Raw genomic sequence first — 15,511 nt, 5'->3', positions numbered from 1 at the left:
GGTGCCCCAGGGCGCCGCGGCCGGCTGTTTGTCGCCGTATCGTGGATTCACGGTCACGCCGCGGCCCCCCGTCCCCGGAGGCGGGAGACGGCCCCCCGTCCCCAGAGACGCAGATGCAGAGAGGCGCCCAGCAATGGTGCAGATCAAGACCCCGGAGCAGATCGCCAAGATGCGTGAGGCGGGCCTGGTGGTCGCCGCCATTCACGCCGCCACCCGCGAGGCCGCCGTCCCGGGCGCTTCCACCCACGACCTGGACCAGGTCGCGCGCAAGGTGATCGCCGACCACGGCGCGAAGTCGAACTTCCTCGGGTACGGCGGGTTCCCGGCGACCATCTGCACCTCGGTCAACGACGTCGTCGTCCACGGCATCCCGGACGAGAAGACCGTCCTCAAGGACGGCGACATCATCTCCATCGACTGCGGCGCGATCGTGGACGGCTGGCACGGCGACGCCGCGTACACCGCCTTCGTGGGCACCGGACACGCTCCGGAGCTGATCGAGCTCTCCCGGGTGACCGAGGAGTCGATGTGGGCCGGCATCGCCGCGATGAAGGTGAACAACCGCTTGGTGGACATCTCCAAGGCGATCGAGGGCTACATCCGCCGCCAGCCCCGCCCCGCCTCCGGCAAGTACGGGATCATCGAGGACTACGGCGGCCACGGCATCGGCACCGAGATGCACATGGACCCGCACCTGCTGAACTACGTCTCCCGCAAGCGGGGCAAGGGCATCAAGCTGGTCCCCGGTGTCTGCCTGGCGATCGAACCCATGGTCTCGCTCGGCACCGCGCAGACGAAGGTGCTCAGCGACGACTGGACCGTGCTCACCACCGACGGCAGCTGGTCCTCCCACTGGGAGCACTCGATCGCCCTCACGGAGGACGGCCCGCTGGTGCTGACCGCCCCGGACGGCGGAGCCGAGAAGCTCGCCCAGTACGGCGTCCAGGCCGCGCCGGACCCGCTGGCCTGAGCAGGTCCCCGCTCCACCGGACACCACTTGGCCCGCTCGGGCATAAGGATCACCTTCGGTGGGCAAACTTGACGGATTCGTCTTTTGGGGTCCGCTGACGTAGACTGACTCGTCGGCTCTCGTGCATCCGTGTGTCCACTTGGTGGTAGCAGGGCAGAGCGTGAGTCGATCAAGGTAGCCGATTCGAAAGGCGAAGCGTGGCCAAGAAGCAAGGTGCCATCGAAATCGAGGGCACCGTGATCGAGTCCCTCCCGAACGCAATGTTCCGGGTGGAGCTCCAGAACGGTCACAAGGTCCTCGCGCACATCAGCGGCAAGATGCGGATGCACTACATCCGTATCCTCCCCGATGACCGGGTCGTGGTGGAGCTCTCTCCCTACGACCTGACGCGTGGCCGGATCGTCTACCGGTACAAGTAGATCTTGCCCCCATCGCGCTGCGGCGCGGTGATGGCACTGACCCGGAGAACCTGACATCCCATGAAGGTCAAGCCGAGCGTCAAGAAGATCTGCGACAAGTGCAAGGTGATCCGCCGTCACGGTCGGGTCATGGTCATCTGCGAAAACCTGCGCCACAAGCAGCGCCAGGGCTGACGCACGACCCCCTGCATCTCGCAGTTCTTCGCGCGACGCACGTAATACGTACATACGCAGTGCCCGTCCAAGCCACGGCTGACGACACCTCCGGCGGGGGCCGGGGACCCGGGCGTACCACTGACTCGTTCGAGCGGTCGGCGGTCGGGAGCGGCACTGTGGAAGACCCCCGATATGACAACTGGAGCCATTGAATGGCACGCGTTTCAGGTGTTGACATCCCGCGCGAAAAGCGCGTGGAGGTTGCCCTCACCTACGTCTTCGGCATCGGGCGCACCCGGTCCAAGGAGATCCTCGCCGCGACCGGCGTGAACCCGAACACCCGCGTTCGTGACCTGGCCGAAGAGGACCTCGTCAAGATCCGCGAGTTCGTCGACGCCAACCTGCGCACCGAGGGTGACCTCCGCCGCGAGATCCAGGGCGACATCCGCCGCAAGATCGAGATCGGCTGCTACCAGGGCATTCGCCACCGTCGTGGCCTGCCGGTGCACGGTCAGCGCACCAGCACGAACGCGCGTACCCGCAAGGGCCCGCGTCGCGCCATCGCCGGTAAGAAGAAGCCGGGCAAGAAGTAGTCCTCAGCGGACGCACTGCGAGGTCCGGACTTCCGGCCGAGCAGCAACCAGCGGTCTTCGCTGTAGGACCGATCACCTCCCCTCTCCATCTGGAGTAAGACATGCCCCCCAAGGGTCGTCAGGGCGCAGCCAAGAAGGTGCGTCGCAAGGAAAAGAAGAACGTCGCTCACGGCCACGCGCACATCAAGAGCACGTTCAACAACACCATCGTCTCGATCACGGACCCCTCGGGCAACGTGATCTCCTGGGCCTCCGCCGGCCACGTCGGCTTCAAGGGCTCGCGCAAGTCCACCCCCTTCGCCGCGCAGATGGCCGCCGAGTCGGCCGCCCGCCGCGCGCAGGAGCACGGCATGCGCAAGGTCGACGTCTTCGTCAAGGGTCCGGGCTCCGGCCGCGAGACCGCGATCCGCTCCCTCCAGGCCACGGGCCTCGAGGTCGGTTCGATCCAGGACGTCACCCCGACGCCGCACAACGGCTGCCGTCCGCCGAAGCGTCGCCGCGTCTGATGCATGACGGCCGGTGACGGCCGTCTGTGTTCGCGCACACCTGTGGGACCGGGCGGTACCTCCCTTCGGGGGCGTACCGCCCGTACCCTTGTTGTATCTGTCGGGCATCAAATAGTGGGTGCCCACGACTGAAGGACATCAGCATGCTGATCGCCCAGCGCCCGTCGCTGACCGAAGAGGTCGTCGACGAGTTCCGCTCCCGGTTCGTCATCGAGCCGCTGGAGCCCGGTTTCGGTTACACCCTCGGCAACTCCCTGCGCCGTACCCTCCTCTCCTCGATCCCCGGTGCCGCTGTCACCAGCATCCGGATCGACGGTGTCCTGCACGAGTTCACCACCGTGCCGGGCGTCAAGGAGGACGTGACCGACCTCATCCTCAACATCAAGCAGCTGGTCGTCTCCTCGGAGCACGACGAGCCGGTCGTGATGTACCTGCGCAAGCAGGGTCCCGGCCTGGTCACCGCTGCCGACATCGCGCCGCCGGCCGGCGTCGAGGTCCACAACCCGGACCTCGTCCTCGCCACGCTGAACGGCAAGGGCAAGCTGGAGATGGAGCTGACCGTCGAGCGCGGTCGCGGCTACGTCTCCGCCGTCCAGAACAAGCAGGCGGGCCAGGAGATCGGCCGTATCCCGGTCGACTCCATCTACTCCCCGGTGCTCAAGGTCACGTACAAGGTCGAGGCGACCCGTGTCGAGCAGCGCACCGACTTCGACAAGCTGATCGTCGACGTCGAGACCAAGCAGGCCATGCGCCCGCGCGACGCCATGGCGTCGGCCGGTAAGACCCTGGTCGAGCTGTTCGGTCTGGCGCGCGAGCTCAACATCGACGCCGAGGGCATCGACATGGGCCCGTCGCCGACGGACGCGGCGCTCGCCGCCGATCTGGCGCTGCCGATCGAGGAGCTGGAGCTCACGGTCCGCTCGTACAACTGCCTCAAGCGCGAGGGCATCCACTCCGTGGGTGAGCTCGTGGCGCGTTCCGAGGCCGACCTGCTCGACATCCGCAACTTCGGTGCGAAGTCGATCGACGAGGTCAAGGCGAAGCTGGCCGGCATGGGCCTGGCCCTCAAGGACAGCCCGCCCGGATTCGACCCGACCGCCGCCGCCGACGCCTTCGGCGCCGACGACGACGCGGACGCGGGCTTCGTCGAGACCGAGCAGTACTAGAACGCCATCCGGCCGGGGTGCGCGGGGTTTTCGCCGCGCGCCCCGGACCGGGGTGAGGGCTTCGTCCTCAATCGCCGGACGGGCTGGGTTTCGGCCGGTCGGTGAGGGACTTGCTCTCAGAGCCGGACCGGCTGTTTTTCGGCCCGTCCGTGAGGACCTCCGGGTTCTCGACACATGGACTTCCGCGGGGCGACCGCCTCACGGGAACTGACACCGGTACCTGATACGGCCGGTGCAGCACACAAGGAGAAACACCATGCCGCGTCCCGCCAAGGGTGCACGTCTGGGCGGCAGCGCCGCGCACGAGCGTCTGCTGCTCGCGAACCTCGCGAAGTCGCTGTTCGAGCACGGCCGCATCACGACGACCGAGGCCAAGGCCCGTCGTCTGCGCCCCGTCGCCGAGCGTCTCGTCACGAAGGCGAAGAAGGGCGACATCCACAACCGTCGCCTGGTGCTCCAGACGATCACGGACAAGAGCATCGTCCACACGCTCTTCACCGAGATCGCCCCCCGGTACGAGAACCGCCCCGGTGGTTACACCCGTATCACCAAGATCGGCAACCGTCGTGGCGACAACGCCCCGATGGCGGTCATCGAGCTCGTCGAGGCCCTGACCGTGGCCCAGCAGGCCACCGGTGAGGCCGAGGCCGCCACCAAGCGTGCGGTCAAGGAGGACGCGGCCAAGGCCGAGTCCACCGAGGTCGTCGAGGACGCCAAGCCGGCCGAGGCCGACACGGAGTCCAAGGACGCCTGAGCGTTCTGAGACCACTGTGCGGGCCCGCATCACCCTTCGGGGCGGTGCGGGCCCGTTCCGTTTCCGGTATCGAGTACACGGGATTGAGAGGATGCGCGGGTGAGCGACGAGCCTGAGGCCGGTGCGGTACGCGTACGGCTGGACCTTTCCTACGACGGCAAGGACTTCTCCGGCTGGGCGAAGCAGACGTCCCGGCGGACGGTGCAGGGGGAGATCGAGGACGCCCTGCGTACGGTGACCCGCTCCGCGCGGACGTACGGCCTGACGGTGGCGGGCCGTACGGACGCCGGAGTGCACGCCCGGGGGCAGGTCGCGCACGTCGACCTGCCGGCCGCGGTGTGGGAGGAGCACCGGGAGAAGCTGCTGCGCCGGATGGCGGGGCGGCTGCCGCTGGACGTACGCATCTGGGGGGCGGCCGAAGCCCCGGCGGGGTTCAACGCCCGCTTCTCGGCGATGCACCGGCGGTACGCCTACCGGGTGGCCGACCGGCCCGGCGGGGTGGATCCGCTGACGCGCGGTCATGTGCTGTGGCATGACCGGCCGTTGGACATCGACGCGATGAACGAGGCGGCGGCGCCGATGGTCGGCGAGCACGACTTCGCCGCGTACTGCAAGAAGCGCGAGGGTGCGACCACCATCCGCACCCTCCAGAAACTGAGTTGGGTGCGGGACGAGGAGTCGGGCGTCCTCACCGCGACCGTGCAGGCGGACGCCTTCTGCCACAACATGGTGCGCGCCCTGATCGGCGCCGCTCTGTTCGTGGGCGACGGGAGGCGGCCCGCTCCCTGGCCCGCCGAGGTGCTGGCGGCCCGGGTGCGGGACCCCGGAGTCCACGTGGTGAAGCCGCACGGGCTCACCCTGGAGGAAGTGGCCTACCCGGCGGACGAGTTGTTGGCGGCCCGGGCCCAGGAGGCCCGTAACGTCCGGTCGTTGCCCGACGGGAGCGTCAACCCGGACGGATTCGGCTGCTGCTGAGGGGGCGTCACGTCCTCCCCTCGGGGCTACTTGCCCTTGAGGGCCCTGGCGACCCGGCGCAGCAGCCCCTGCTTGGGCGGGGCCGGTGCGGGCTCCGGGGTCTCCACCCGGAGGGAGAGGTCTCGGTGCGGCCGGGTCCAGTACGGGGTGACGGTGCGGGCCGGGTCGGCGGGATGCGGGGCCGCGGTGAGCTGCTCGGAGACCTCGGCCGTCCGGTCCCGGCCGAGCCGGGCGGTCTTCGTCCAGCCGAGTGCGGTGAGCCGGACGTAGAGGTCCCAGGCGCCGTCGTCCAGCGGGTCGCCGCCGGCTGCCGAGGCGGGGTCCAGCTCGGCCGTACCGACGACGGTGAGGCTGCCCTCGACCGTGCGGCGTACCTCGGACTCGGTGGCCAGCCGGTACTCCGCGCCGGTCTCGCGCTCCCGCAGGACCAGCACGGCGGTGGCCTTCTCGGGGACCGCGCCGCCGGTCAGCGACTCCCGGGCGAACCGGTCCAGCACCGGCTCCGGCAGTCCGGCCGGCGCCAGCGTGTGGACGCCGTCCACGTCGGTGACCACGCCCACCGGCCCGTCGGCCGCACGCGGGGTCGCGGTGAACGACAGCCGCAGGACGCCGTTCTCCTGCCGCACGAAGCCGGTCAGCTCGGGAGCACACGCGAGGGAGCGGTCCCAGCGGGCGAGCCGGACCACGTCCTCGGGCCGGTCGTCCTCGATGAGGCCGACCGCGACCCGGCGGGCCGGCGGGAGCCCCGCCACGGCGCCCGCGGAGGCCCGGCCCGCCAGCGCGGTCCGGATGTCGCGGACGAGGGAGGTCCGGTCCTCCTCCGCCATGTCCAGGAACGCCTTGCCGCCGATGCGGTCCAGCACCTCCACACGGAGCCAGCGGCGGTGCAGCCGGTCCCGGGCGGGGCCCGGCTCGGAGAGGCTGTCGGTGGTCTTCATCAGCCCGGCGACCGCCGCGTAGAAGTCGGCGGGGGCGGGCGCCGGGGTGTCCCGCTTCGGGCCGTAGTGGTAGCAGACGTAACTGCCCAGCACCGAGGCGTGCACGGCGCGCAGGTACGCCTCCGCGGCGAAGGCCTGGTCCGCGAGCGGGCCGCCCCCGGCGGGGAACCGCAGGCCGTGCCGGAGCAGGAAGGCGCGGTCGTACAGCTTGTTGACCGTGAGGCTGTCGGCCAGCGGGTCCTTGGCGAGACTGGCGCGCGGCCGGTCGCGGACGAACAGTTCCTTGGGCAGCGAACGGCCCTTGCCCGCGAGTTTCCCGACCACGACGTCGGTGTCGTTGGCCAGGCCGTACGCGTACATCCGCTCCAGCGCCTCCGGGGCCAGGCGGTCGCCCGGCTCCATGAAGAGGACGTAGGTGCCGGTGGCGGCGTCGACACCGGCGTCGCGCGGATCGGCACCGGCCGCCGGGCGGACCTCGCCCTCACCGTCACCGACGAGCACGGTCTCGAACTCCTGCTGCGGGAGGCTCTGCGCGGTCAGCGAGGCGAGCGTCTCGCGGAGCGCGTCGGGGGTGGCCCCGGCGGTCGGCACGACGACACTGACCTTCGGCGGCCGGGGGCGCGGGCTGTCGGTGGTGGGGACGACCGTGAGGGCCAGCCCGGTGTCCGTACCGGCGTCCGAGGCGAGCACGGGACCGGTGCGGTGGCCGGCCAGGACCTCACCGGCGGGCAGCGCCGACGCGTCGCCACCGGCGTTGCCGAGCGGCACCGTACGGTCGAACCCGGCGCCCATCACCCGGATCCGCACCTCCCAGGTGCCGGGGGCGAGCGGGCTGCCGCCCGCGCCGCGCACCGGGTCGAGCGAAGCGGTGCCCTTCAGTACGGGCCGCACCAGCACGGTGCCATCCGGGTCCGCCTCCTCCTCCAGGGTGAGCTGGACGGTGGCGAGCGCGGGCCACAGGTGCGCGGTCCCGGAGTGCCGGAGCAGGACGTCCACCCGGAACGACTTCAGCTCGTCGGTCACGTCGACCGGCTCGTCGAGGACACCGTCGGTGAGCGCCGGGGCGAGGACGTAACGGTCGCCCCGGCGGGCCAGCAGCAGACCGGGCCCATCCTGCCGCTCGGCGAAGCGCGCGCTGAACGCGACCTTCAGCCGGTCGCGGTCCCAGTGGGCCTCGCCGACCGTGGTGAGCGCGGTCAGATCGGTCTGCCGGCGGGTGTACTCGGTCAGCTCGGCGGGCTTGTTCGCCCGCAGCAGGTCCGAACGGACCCGCTGGTTCGCGGCGAGCGAGGCGTGCATCCCGTCGGTGACGAAGGTGCCGGCCAGCTCCCGTACCGCCTCGAACGGGTCGCCGTCGAAGTGCGGGTCGATGACCGCGCCGCGTGCCGGAACGCCCAGCCGGCCGAGCATCTCGCCCCGGTAGAAGCGCCGCAGCAACCGGTCGCGGTCCGGGCCGGGCTCGGTGCCGTCGGCCACCGTGCCCATGATCTCGCGCAGATTGGCGTAGTACCGGCGCGGATCCATCGCCCGGGTCCCGGCGTTCGCCGCGTCGTCGCGGGCCCAGTACGTGTAGCAGACGTAGTCGCCCAGCACCGAGACGACCTCGGCCTTCAGGTACGAGCGCACCAGGAAGAGCTGGTCCTCCAGGATCCACGGCCCCTCGGGGTGCACGATGCCGTGCTCGCGCAGGAACGCGGTCCGGAACATCTTGTGCGGGGTGAGGCTGTCGATGAGCGAGGCGGTGCGCACGGTGCACTTCTCGCGGGTCGTGCTCATCAGGCCGTACGGCACGCCCCGGCTGGTGAAGTTGCTGGCCACCTTGCCGATGACGATGTCCGAGGCGTTGCGGACCGCCATCGCGTACAGGCGCTCCAGCGCCTCGGGGGCCATCAGGTCGTCGTGGTCCACGAACTGGACGTACTCACCGCGCGCCTGCTCGACACCGACGTTGCGCGGCTTGCCGGGCCAGCCCGAGTTGGGGATCGAGGTGGTACGGAAATGGGCGTGCTCGGAGGCGAGCCCGGCCAGCCGGGCCGGGGTGTCGTCGGTGGAGCCGTCGTCGACGAACAGCACCTCGAACTCGTCCGGCGGCAGTGTCTGTTCCAGCATCGAGCGGACCAACGGCTCGATGTGGCTCCCCGAGTTGTACGTAGGGACAACCACCGTCACTTTGACCGCCACAGCCCACCCCAGACTCGTCCGTACACCCGCCCCGACTCCCGTGCGGATGGACTGAACCTTATACAGGGGTGGCGTACGGGTGTCCGCGGTGCGGGCGGGGGCTCGCCGAGAGGGAGTTGACGGGGCGACGGACGCGGCGGCCGGACCGTCGACGGGTCAGCCGGTGGCGGCCGACGCGGTCGCCGACGCCTGTGTCTCGCCCCTGCTGCGGATCTGGTGGAAGGTGAAGTTGGTCAGGTCGTCGCCGGCCGTGAACACGTCCTTGTCGTCCTTGGTGACGTTCACCCCGTCGGTGAAGCCACTGACCGAGAAGTACGCGTACCTGCCGTACGAGTTGGCCGTACGGCGGCAGATCACCCCGGCGCGGCAGAACGTCGGCACACCGCCGCCGCTGAGCGAGGCGACCTGGCCCTCCGACTCCTCGACGGCCTTCTTCGCCTGCGCTTCGGTGCCGAACACCGCGACTCCCACCGTGACGGCGACGCCGTCCCGCGAATACGTGGCCCGGATCAGCTGGTCGCAGCCGTTCCGGGTGAGGACCGTGCCCAGCGCGCCCTGGGTTCCCGCGGCGCACCGCGTGGTGCGGTCCGTGGGGCCCTTGAGGTGCACGCGGTCGCCGGAGGTGAGCTTCTTGCCCGGGAAGAACCCGTCCACCGTGATCGGCAGCTTGTCCTTCTTCTCGTCCGAGATGAAGTCCATCGGGTCCGGCGGGGGGGCGGGGGCCACCGAGGAGAAGGACGGAGCCGGCTCCGCGGACTCCGGCGGCAGGTCCTCGGGTCCCGGCAGCGCGCTCGCGCTCGGACCGGCCTCCGGATCTCCGCCGCCCGCCGACACGACGGCGGTGGCCACGATCGCCGCGACGGCCGCAGTGGCCAGCACACCGCCGCCGATCAGCAGCCACTTCCGGCGCCGGCTCTTCGCCGCGGACTGCTCCGCCAGCGCCGCCCAGTCCGGAGTCCGGCTTTCCCCCGGCCCCCAGGAGGGCCCCCCATGCCCAAAGCTCATGGGGCGCATCCTAGAGGTTCTCGGAGGGTGAGAGGCCCGGGTCCCGGGCCTCTCCGGGAATCCAGTTGGGTCACAGCGACCCCGCCCGGGACAATGGCGGGCATGGGACATCTCGAAGCGGGCCACCTGGAGTACTACCTACCGGACGGGCGGGTGCTGCTCGGCGACGCTTCCTTCCGGGTCGCCGACGGTGCCGTGGTCGCCCTCGTCGGCGCCAACGGAGCCGGCAAGACGACACTGCTGCGCTTGCTCTCCGGCGAGCTCCAGCCGCACGGCGGCACGGTCTCGGTGAGCGGCGGCCTCGGCGTGATGGGCCAGTTCGTCGGCTCCGTACGCGACGGCCAGACCGTCCGTGACCTGCTGGTCTCCGTGGCGCACCCGCAGATCCGGACCGCCGCGAAGGCGGTGGACGCCGCCGAGGAGCTGATCCTCACGGTCGACGACGAGGCCGCGCAGATGACGTACGCGCAGGCCCTCAGCGACTGGGCGGAGGTGCGCGGCTACGAGGCCGAGACCCTCTGGGACATGTGCACCACGGCCGCGCTCGGCGTCCCGTACGACAAGGCGCAGTACCGCGAGGCGCGCACCCTCAGTGGCGGCGAGCAGAAGCGCCTGGTCCTCGAAGCGCTGCTGCGCGGACCCGACGAGGTGCTGCTCCTCGACGAGCCGGACAACTACCTCGACGTCCCCGGCAAGCGCTGGCTGGAGGAGAAGCTCAAGGAGACCCGCAAGACGGTCCTCTTCGTCTCCCACGACCGCGAGCTGCTCTCCCGGGTCGCCGAGAAGATCGTCAGCGTCGAGCCCGGCGCGGCCGGCAGCGACGTCTGGGTGCACGGTGGCGGCTTCGACACCTACCACCAGGCCCGCAAGGACCGGTTCGCCCGGTTCGAGGAGCTGCTGCGCCGCTGGCAGGAGGAGCACGCCCGGCTGCGCGCCCTCGTCCTGCGGATGCGGCAGCAGGCGGCCATCAGCCCCGACATGGCCAACCGCTACCACGCCATGCAGACCCGCTTCAAGAAGTTCGAGGACGCCGGCCCGCCGCCCGAGCCGCCCCGCGAGCAGGACATCCGGATGCGGCTGCGCGGCGGACGCACCGGTGTGCGCGCGGTGACCTGCGCGCAGCTGGAGCTGACCGGCCTGATGAAGCCGTTCGACCTGGAGATCTTCTACGGCGAGCGGGTCGCCGTCCTCGGCTCCAACGGCTCCGGGAAGTCCCACTTCCTGCGCCTCCTCGCCGGGGAGCCGGTCGCGCACACCGGCGAGTACAAGCTCGGCGCCCGGGTGGTCGCGGGCCACTTCGCACAGACCCACGCCCACCCGGAGCTGCTCGGCAAGACCCTGGTGGAGATCCTCTGGAGCGAGCAGGCCAAGGACCGGGGCGCGGCGATGGGCGTGCTGCGCCGGTACGAGCTGGAGCGCCAGGGGGACCAGCCCTTCGAGAAGCTCTCAGGCGGCCAGCAGGCCCGTTTCCAGATCCTGCTGCTGGAGCTGTCGGGCACCACCGCGCTGCTGCTGGACGAGCCCACGGACAACCTGGACCTGGAGTCCGCCGAGGCGCTCCAGGACGGCCTGGAGGCGTACGACGGGACCGTGATGGCCGTCACCCACGACCGCTGGTTCGCGAAGTCCTTCGACCGGTACCTCGTCTTCGGATCGGACGGTGTGGTGCGCGAGACGACCGAGCCGGTCTGGGACGAACGACGGGTCGAGCGGACCCGCTGAGCGCCGTCCCGTAGGCTTCGCGCTCGCCGTCCGGCCCTCCCCGCCGTGTTCCTGGTGTTCCGCGTGGGGCGGCCGGACCCCCGTCCGCCCCGGAATCACGGGGTTCGGCGGGGCCGGGCGAGGGCCATTTTGACCCGTGCGGGGGCCCCCGGGTAGTCTTCTGGTTTGTTATGCGTATTGGCTTGGTCGTTCTCACGCGAGGGGCCCTTACGCCGGTCCACCGGGCCGATGACCAGCGGCAGGCACTCGGGTTGCGTCCCCGCAGCGCCGCCAAGGCTGGTGTGATCGTCCGGGTGGCCTTGTCAGGACTCCACTCACTGAAGAAGCGAAGGCTACGACCGTGCGTACGTACAGCCCCAAGCCCGGAGATGTGACGCGCCAGTGGCACGTCATCGACGCTCAGGACATCGTCCTGGGTCGTCTGGCCACCACGGCTGCGAACCTCCTCCGAGGCAAGCACAAGGCGATTTACGCCCCCCACATGGACATGGGCGACTTCGTCATCATCATCAACGCCGACAAGGTTCACCTGTCCGGCAACAAGAAGACCCAGAAGATGGCGTACCGCCACTCCGGCTTCCCGGGTGGTCTCCGCTCGGTCCGCTACGACGAGCTGCTCTCCAAGAACCCGGAGAAGGCCGTCGAGAAGGCCATCAAGGGCATGATCCCCAAGAACACCCTGGGCCGGCAGATGCTGTCGAAGCTCAAGGTGTACGCGGGCGACCAGCACCCGCACGCTGCGCAGCAGCCGGTCCCGTACGAGATCACCCAGGTCGCGCAGTAGTTCCGGCCTCCCCCTAAGACCATAAGAAAGATCTGAGGAGAATCGTGGCCGAGACCACTGTTGAGACCGTCGAGGGCACCGAGGGCGAGGAGACCTTCGCCGAGGTGACCACCTTCGAGTCCGAGGTCCCCGTCGAGGGTGAGTACACCTCCGAGTCGCTCGCCGGCCGCTTCGGCGACCCGCAGCCCGCCGCCGGCCTTGGCCGTCGCAAGAACGCCATCGCCCGCGTCCGGATCGTTCCGGGCACCGGCAAGTGGAAGATCAACGGTCGCACCCTTGAGGACTACTTCCCCAACAAGGTGCACCAGCAGGAAGTCAACGAGCCCTTCAAGGTGCTCGAGCTCGACAACCGCTACGACGTCATCGCCCGCATCTCGGGTGGCGGCGTCTCGGGTCAGGCCGGTGCCCTGCGCCTCGGCGTCGCCCGTGCGCTGAACGAGGCTGACGTGGACAACAACCGCGCCACGCTGAAGAAGGCCGGCTTCCTCTCCCGCGACGACCGTGCGGTCGAGCGCAAGAAGGCCGGTCTCAAGAAGGCCCGCAAGGCGCCGCAGTACAGCAAGCGCTAAATCCCGCCTGCTCGTCTGCTTCACACGTTCGCCCCGGCGGCACACACCGTGCTGTCGGGGCGTTCGTTTATCGCCCCTCACGGGCGTATAACGGCATAAGACGTTCATCGGCGCATCCCGCCCTTCCCACCCTCACCGGTGCGAAGCGTGGCGATGTGCACCCCTTTGGCTTTTGTTGATTGTTGTGCTTTTGCGGTTGTCGGAGCATTTCGGAGGACACCAGTGGGACGACTCTTCGGTACGGACGGCGTGCGCGGGGTCGCCAACGCGGATCTCACGGCCGAGCTGGCGCTCGGGCTGTCGGTCGCGGCGGCGCACGTGCTCGCCGAGGCGGGCACCTTCGAGGGGCACCGCCCCACGGCCGTGGTCGGCCGTGACCCCCGAGCCTCCGGAGAGTTCCTCGAAGCCGCCGTGGTGGCCGGTCTCGCCAGCGCGGGCGTCGACGTCCTGCGGGTCGGTGTGCTGCCCACGCCGGCCGTGGCGTACCTCACCGGCGTGCTCGGCGCCGACATCGGCGTCATGCTCTCCGCCAGCCACAACGCCATGCCCGACAACGGCATCAAGTTCTTCGCACGCGGCGGCCACAAGCTCGCCGACGAGCTGGAAGACCGCATCGAGACCGTCTACGACCAGCACCGCACCGGCGCGCCCTGGGCCCGCCCCACCGGCTCCGGCGTGGGCCGTGTCACCGACTACACCGAGGGCTTCGAGCGGTACGTCGCCCACCTCATCGGCGTCCTGCCGAACCGGCTCGACGGCCTCAAGGTGGTGCTCGACGAGGCGCACGGCGCCGCCGCCTACGTCTCCCCGGAGGCGTTCGCGCGGGCCGGAGCGGAGGTCGTCACCATCGGCGCCGACCCCGACGGCCTCAACATCAACGACGGATGCGGTTCCACCCACCTCGGCCTCCTGCAGGCCGCCGTCGTCGAGAACGGCGCCGACTTCGGCATCGCGCACGACGGCGACGCCGACCGCTGCCTCGCCGTCGACGCCCAGGGCAACGAGATCGACGGCGACCAGATCCTCGCCGTCCTCGCCCTCGCGATGCGCGACGCCGGACAGCTCCGCGGCAACACCGTCGTCGGCACCGTGATGTCGAACCTCGGCTTCAAGATGGCCATGGAGCGCGAAGGCATCGAGCTCGTCCAGACCGCGGTCGGCGACCGGTACGTCCTGGAGGCCATGAAGGCCGAGGGGTACGCGCTCGGCGGCGAGCAGTCCGGCCACGTCATCGTGCTGGACCACGCCACCACCGGCGACGGCACCCTGACCGGCCTGATGCTGGCGGCCCGCGTCGCCGCCACCGGCCGCACCCTCGCCGAGCTCGCGGGCGTCATGCAGCGCCTGCCGCAGGTCCTGGTCAACGTCCCCGACGTCGACAAGTCCCGCGTCTCCACCTCCGCCGAACTGGCCGCCGCCGTCGCCGAGGCCGAGCGCGAACTCGGCGCCACCGGACGGGTCCTGCTCCGCAAGTCCGGCACCGAACCGCTGGTACGCGTCATGGTGGAGGCCGCCGACTTCGGCCAGGCCCAGGCCATCGCGGGCCGCCTCGCCGACGTGGTGAAGTCCGCGCTCGGCTGAGGTCCCTGACCACGCGTCACGACGGGGCGGCTCTCCTTGCGGGGGCCGCCCCGCCGTCGTTCTGCCGCAGTGCCGGCTACAGCTTCCGCAGGGAGAGCCGCTGCACCTTGTGGTCCGGCCCCTTGCGCAGCACCAGCGTCGCCCGGCTGCGCGTCGGCGCCACGTTCTCCAGCAGGTTCGGCTTGTTGATGGTCCGCCAGGTATTGCGCGCGTACTCCATGGCCTCCTCCTCGGAGACCTGGGTGTACTTCGTGAAGTACGAGGACGGGTCCTGGAACGCCGTCGCGCGGAGCTTGCGGAACCGGTTCAGGTACCAGCTCTCGATGTCCTCGGCGCGCGCGTCCACGTACACGCTGAAGTCGAAGTAGTCCGCGAGCCCCACCCTGGTCCGGCCGTCGCTGCCGGGCAGCGCGGGCTGCAGGACGTTCAGCCCCTCCACGATCAGGATGTCCGGGCGGCGCACGGTGAGCCGCTCGCCGGGCACGATGTCGTAGATCAGGTGCGAGTAGACGGGGGCCGTCACCTCCGCCTTCCCCGACTTCACGTCCGCGACGAACCGGGTCAGCGCCCGCCGGTCGTACGACTCCGGGAACCCCTTCCGCGAGGTCAGCCCGCGCGCCCGCAGCTCCTTCATGGGCAGCAGGAACCCGTCCGTGGTCACCAGCTCCACCCGGGGGTGCTCCGGCCACCGCGCCAGCAGCGCCTGGAGCAGCCGGGCACTGGTCGACTTGCCGACCGCCACGCTCCCCGCGACCCCTATGACGAACGGGGTACCGCGCTGCGCCCCGTGACCGTTGCCCGCGTCCCCGAGGAAGGTGTTCAGGGCGCCGCGCAGGCCCGAGGTGGCCTGTACGTACAGGTTGAGCAGCCGGGAGAGCGGGAGGTAGACCTCGCGGACCTCGTCGAGGTCGATGACGTCACCGAGCCCGCGCAGCCGCTCCACCTCCTCGGCGGTCAGCGGCAACGGCGTCTTGTCGCGGAGGGCACTCCACTCGGCGCGCGAGAGGTCGACGTAGGGCGTCGGCCCGTGCTCGGTCCGACGCTGGCTGCCACGGGGCGGCGATGTGATCACGTACTCATTGTTACGGGAGTTTGAACGGAGCGGGGGGTGGGGTCCCTCACGTGGGGTGGGGGTTGCGCGGGACGCGGTTCAGGGAGCGACCATGAGCCCGCGCTCGGGCGGTACGGGCCC

Annotated in this window: 15 protein-coding genes; 12 read left to right on the top strand and 3 right to left on the bottom strand. The window is 70.3% G+C overall.

The window, feature by feature from the left end; all coding sequences use genetic code 11:
- The first annotated feature begins 133 nt into the window (after positions 1-133).
- The 8 genes from map (at position 134) to truA (ending at position 5,539) form a co-directional block, all read left to right on the top strand.
- Entirely contained in the window at positions 134-970 is an 837-nt protein-coding gene (map, locus tag ACFWEP_RS08085; RefSeq protein ID WP_387367366.1) for a type I methionyl aminopeptidase, read from the top strand.
- Positions 971-1,167: 197 nt separating this feature from the next.
- Complete coding sequence (gene infA / locus ACFWEP_RS08080) at positions 1,168-1,389, top strand: translation initiation factor IF-1 (protein ID WP_014047798.1); 222 nt, start codon at positions 1,168-1,170, stop codon at positions 1,387-1,389.
- A gap of 60 nt (positions 1,390-1,449) precedes the next feature.
- A complete protein-coding gene (gene rpmJ, locus ACFWEP_RS08075; protein ID WP_009740505.1) occupies positions 1,450-1,563 on the top strand; it encodes a 50S ribosomal protein L36 in 114 nt (37 codons plus the stop codon).
- A 194-nt stretch (positions 1,564-1,757) separates the two neighbouring features.
- Positions 1,758-2,138: a 30S ribosomal protein S13 gene (gene rpsM / locus ACFWEP_RS08070; RefSeq protein WP_266705192.1), complete on the top strand. Its 381-nt coding sequence runs from the start codon at positions 1,758-1,760 to the stop codon at positions 2,136-2,138.
- Positions 2,139-2,239: 101 nt separating this feature from the next.
- Positions 2,240-2,644: a 30S ribosomal protein S11 gene (gene rpsK, locus ACFWEP_RS08065; RefSeq protein WP_003956432.1), complete on the top strand. Its 405-nt coding sequence runs from the start codon at positions 2,240-2,242 to the stop codon at positions 2,642-2,644.
- Positions 2,645-2,787: 143 nt separating this feature from the next.
- A complete protein-coding gene (locus ACFWEP_RS08060) occupies positions 2,788-3,810 on the top strand; it encodes a DNA-directed RNA polymerase subunit alpha (RefSeq protein ID WP_024755423.1) in 1,023 nt (340 codons plus the stop codon).
- Positions 3,811-4,066: 256 nt separating this feature from the next.
- Positions 4,067-4,564 (top strand): 50S ribosomal protein L17, encoded by a 498-nt coding sequence (gene rplQ / locus ACFWEP_RS08055; RefSeq protein WP_328721298.1) that lies wholly within the window; start codon positions 4,067-4,069, stop codon positions 4,562-4,564.
- A gap of 99 nt (positions 4,565-4,663) precedes the next feature.
- Positions 4,664-5,539 (top strand): tRNA pseudouridine(38-40) synthase TruA, encoded by an 876-nt coding sequence (gene truA, locus ACFWEP_RS08050; protein WP_387367361.1) that lies wholly within the window; start codon positions 4,664-4,666, stop codon positions 5,537-5,539.
- Between the two features lie 26 nt (positions 5,540-5,565).
- Here the strand turns inward: truA and ACFWEP_RS08045 are convergent, their stop codons facing one another.
- Together ACFWEP_RS08045 and ACFWEP_RS08040 are read right to left on the bottom strand one after the other, a co-directional pair.
- Positions 5,566-8,646 (bottom strand): glycosyltransferase family 2 protein, encoded by a 3,081-nt coding sequence (locus ACFWEP_RS08045; RefSeq protein ID WP_387367358.1) that lies wholly within the window; start codon positions 8,644-8,646, stop codon positions 5,566-5,568.
- A gap of 168 nt (positions 8,647-8,814) precedes the next feature.
- A complete protein-coding gene (locus ACFWEP_RS08040) occupies positions 8,815-9,663 on the bottom strand; it encodes a hypothetical protein (RefSeq protein WP_387367355.1) in 849 nt (282 codons plus the stop codon).
- 102 nt (positions 9,664-9,765) lie between these two features.
- On the opposite strand from ACFWEP_RS08040, the gene ACFWEP_RS08035 reads away from it, so the two are divergent.
- The 4 genes from ACFWEP_RS08035 to glmM all read left to right on the top strand — a co-directional run bounded on the left by ACFWEP_RS08035 (position 9,766) and on the right by glmM (position 14,319).
- Complete coding sequence (locus ACFWEP_RS08035; RefSeq protein WP_387367352.1) at positions 9,766-11,385, top strand: ABC-F family ATP-binding cassette domain-containing protein; 1,620 nt, start codon at positions 9,766-9,768, stop codon at positions 11,383-11,385.
- Positions 11,386-11,725: 340 nt separating this feature from the next.
- Positions 11,726-12,169 (top strand): 50S ribosomal protein L13, encoded by a 444-nt coding sequence (gene rplM / locus ACFWEP_RS08030; protein WP_275493842.1) that lies wholly within the window; start codon positions 11,726-11,728, stop codon positions 12,167-12,169.
- Between the two features lie 44 nt (positions 12,170-12,213).
- Positions 12,214-12,738, top strand: a complete 525-nt coding sequence (gene rpsI, locus ACFWEP_RS08025) for a 30S ribosomal protein S9 (RefSeq protein ID WP_266705178.1) — start codon at positions 12,214-12,216, stop codon at positions 12,736-12,738.
- Between the two features lie 222 nt (positions 12,739-12,960).
- Positions 12,961-14,319 (top strand): phosphoglucosamine mutase, encoded by a 1,359-nt coding sequence (glmM, locus tag ACFWEP_RS08020; protein ID WP_387367347.1) that lies wholly within the window; start codon positions 12,961-12,963, stop codon positions 14,317-14,319.
- Between the two features lie 76 nt (positions 14,320-14,395).
- Here glmM and coaA read toward each other — a convergent pair whose 3' ends face one another.
- Positions 14,396-15,391 (bottom strand): type I pantothenate kinase, encoded by a 996-nt coding sequence (gene coaA, locus ACFWEP_RS08015; protein WP_387367344.1) that lies wholly within the window; start codon positions 15,389-15,391, stop codon positions 14,396-14,398.
- Between the last annotated feature and the right edge of the window lie 120 nt (positions 15,392-15,511).

Source organism: Streptomyces sp. NPDC060198, from assembly GCF_042728415.1.
Taxonomy (GTDB): domain Bacteria; phylum Actinomycetota; class Actinomycetes; order Streptomycetales; family Streptomycetaceae; genus Streptomyces.
The sequence above is the reverse complement of the archived record's forward strand: the minus strand, read 5'-3'. Positions and strand labels throughout refer to the sequence as shown.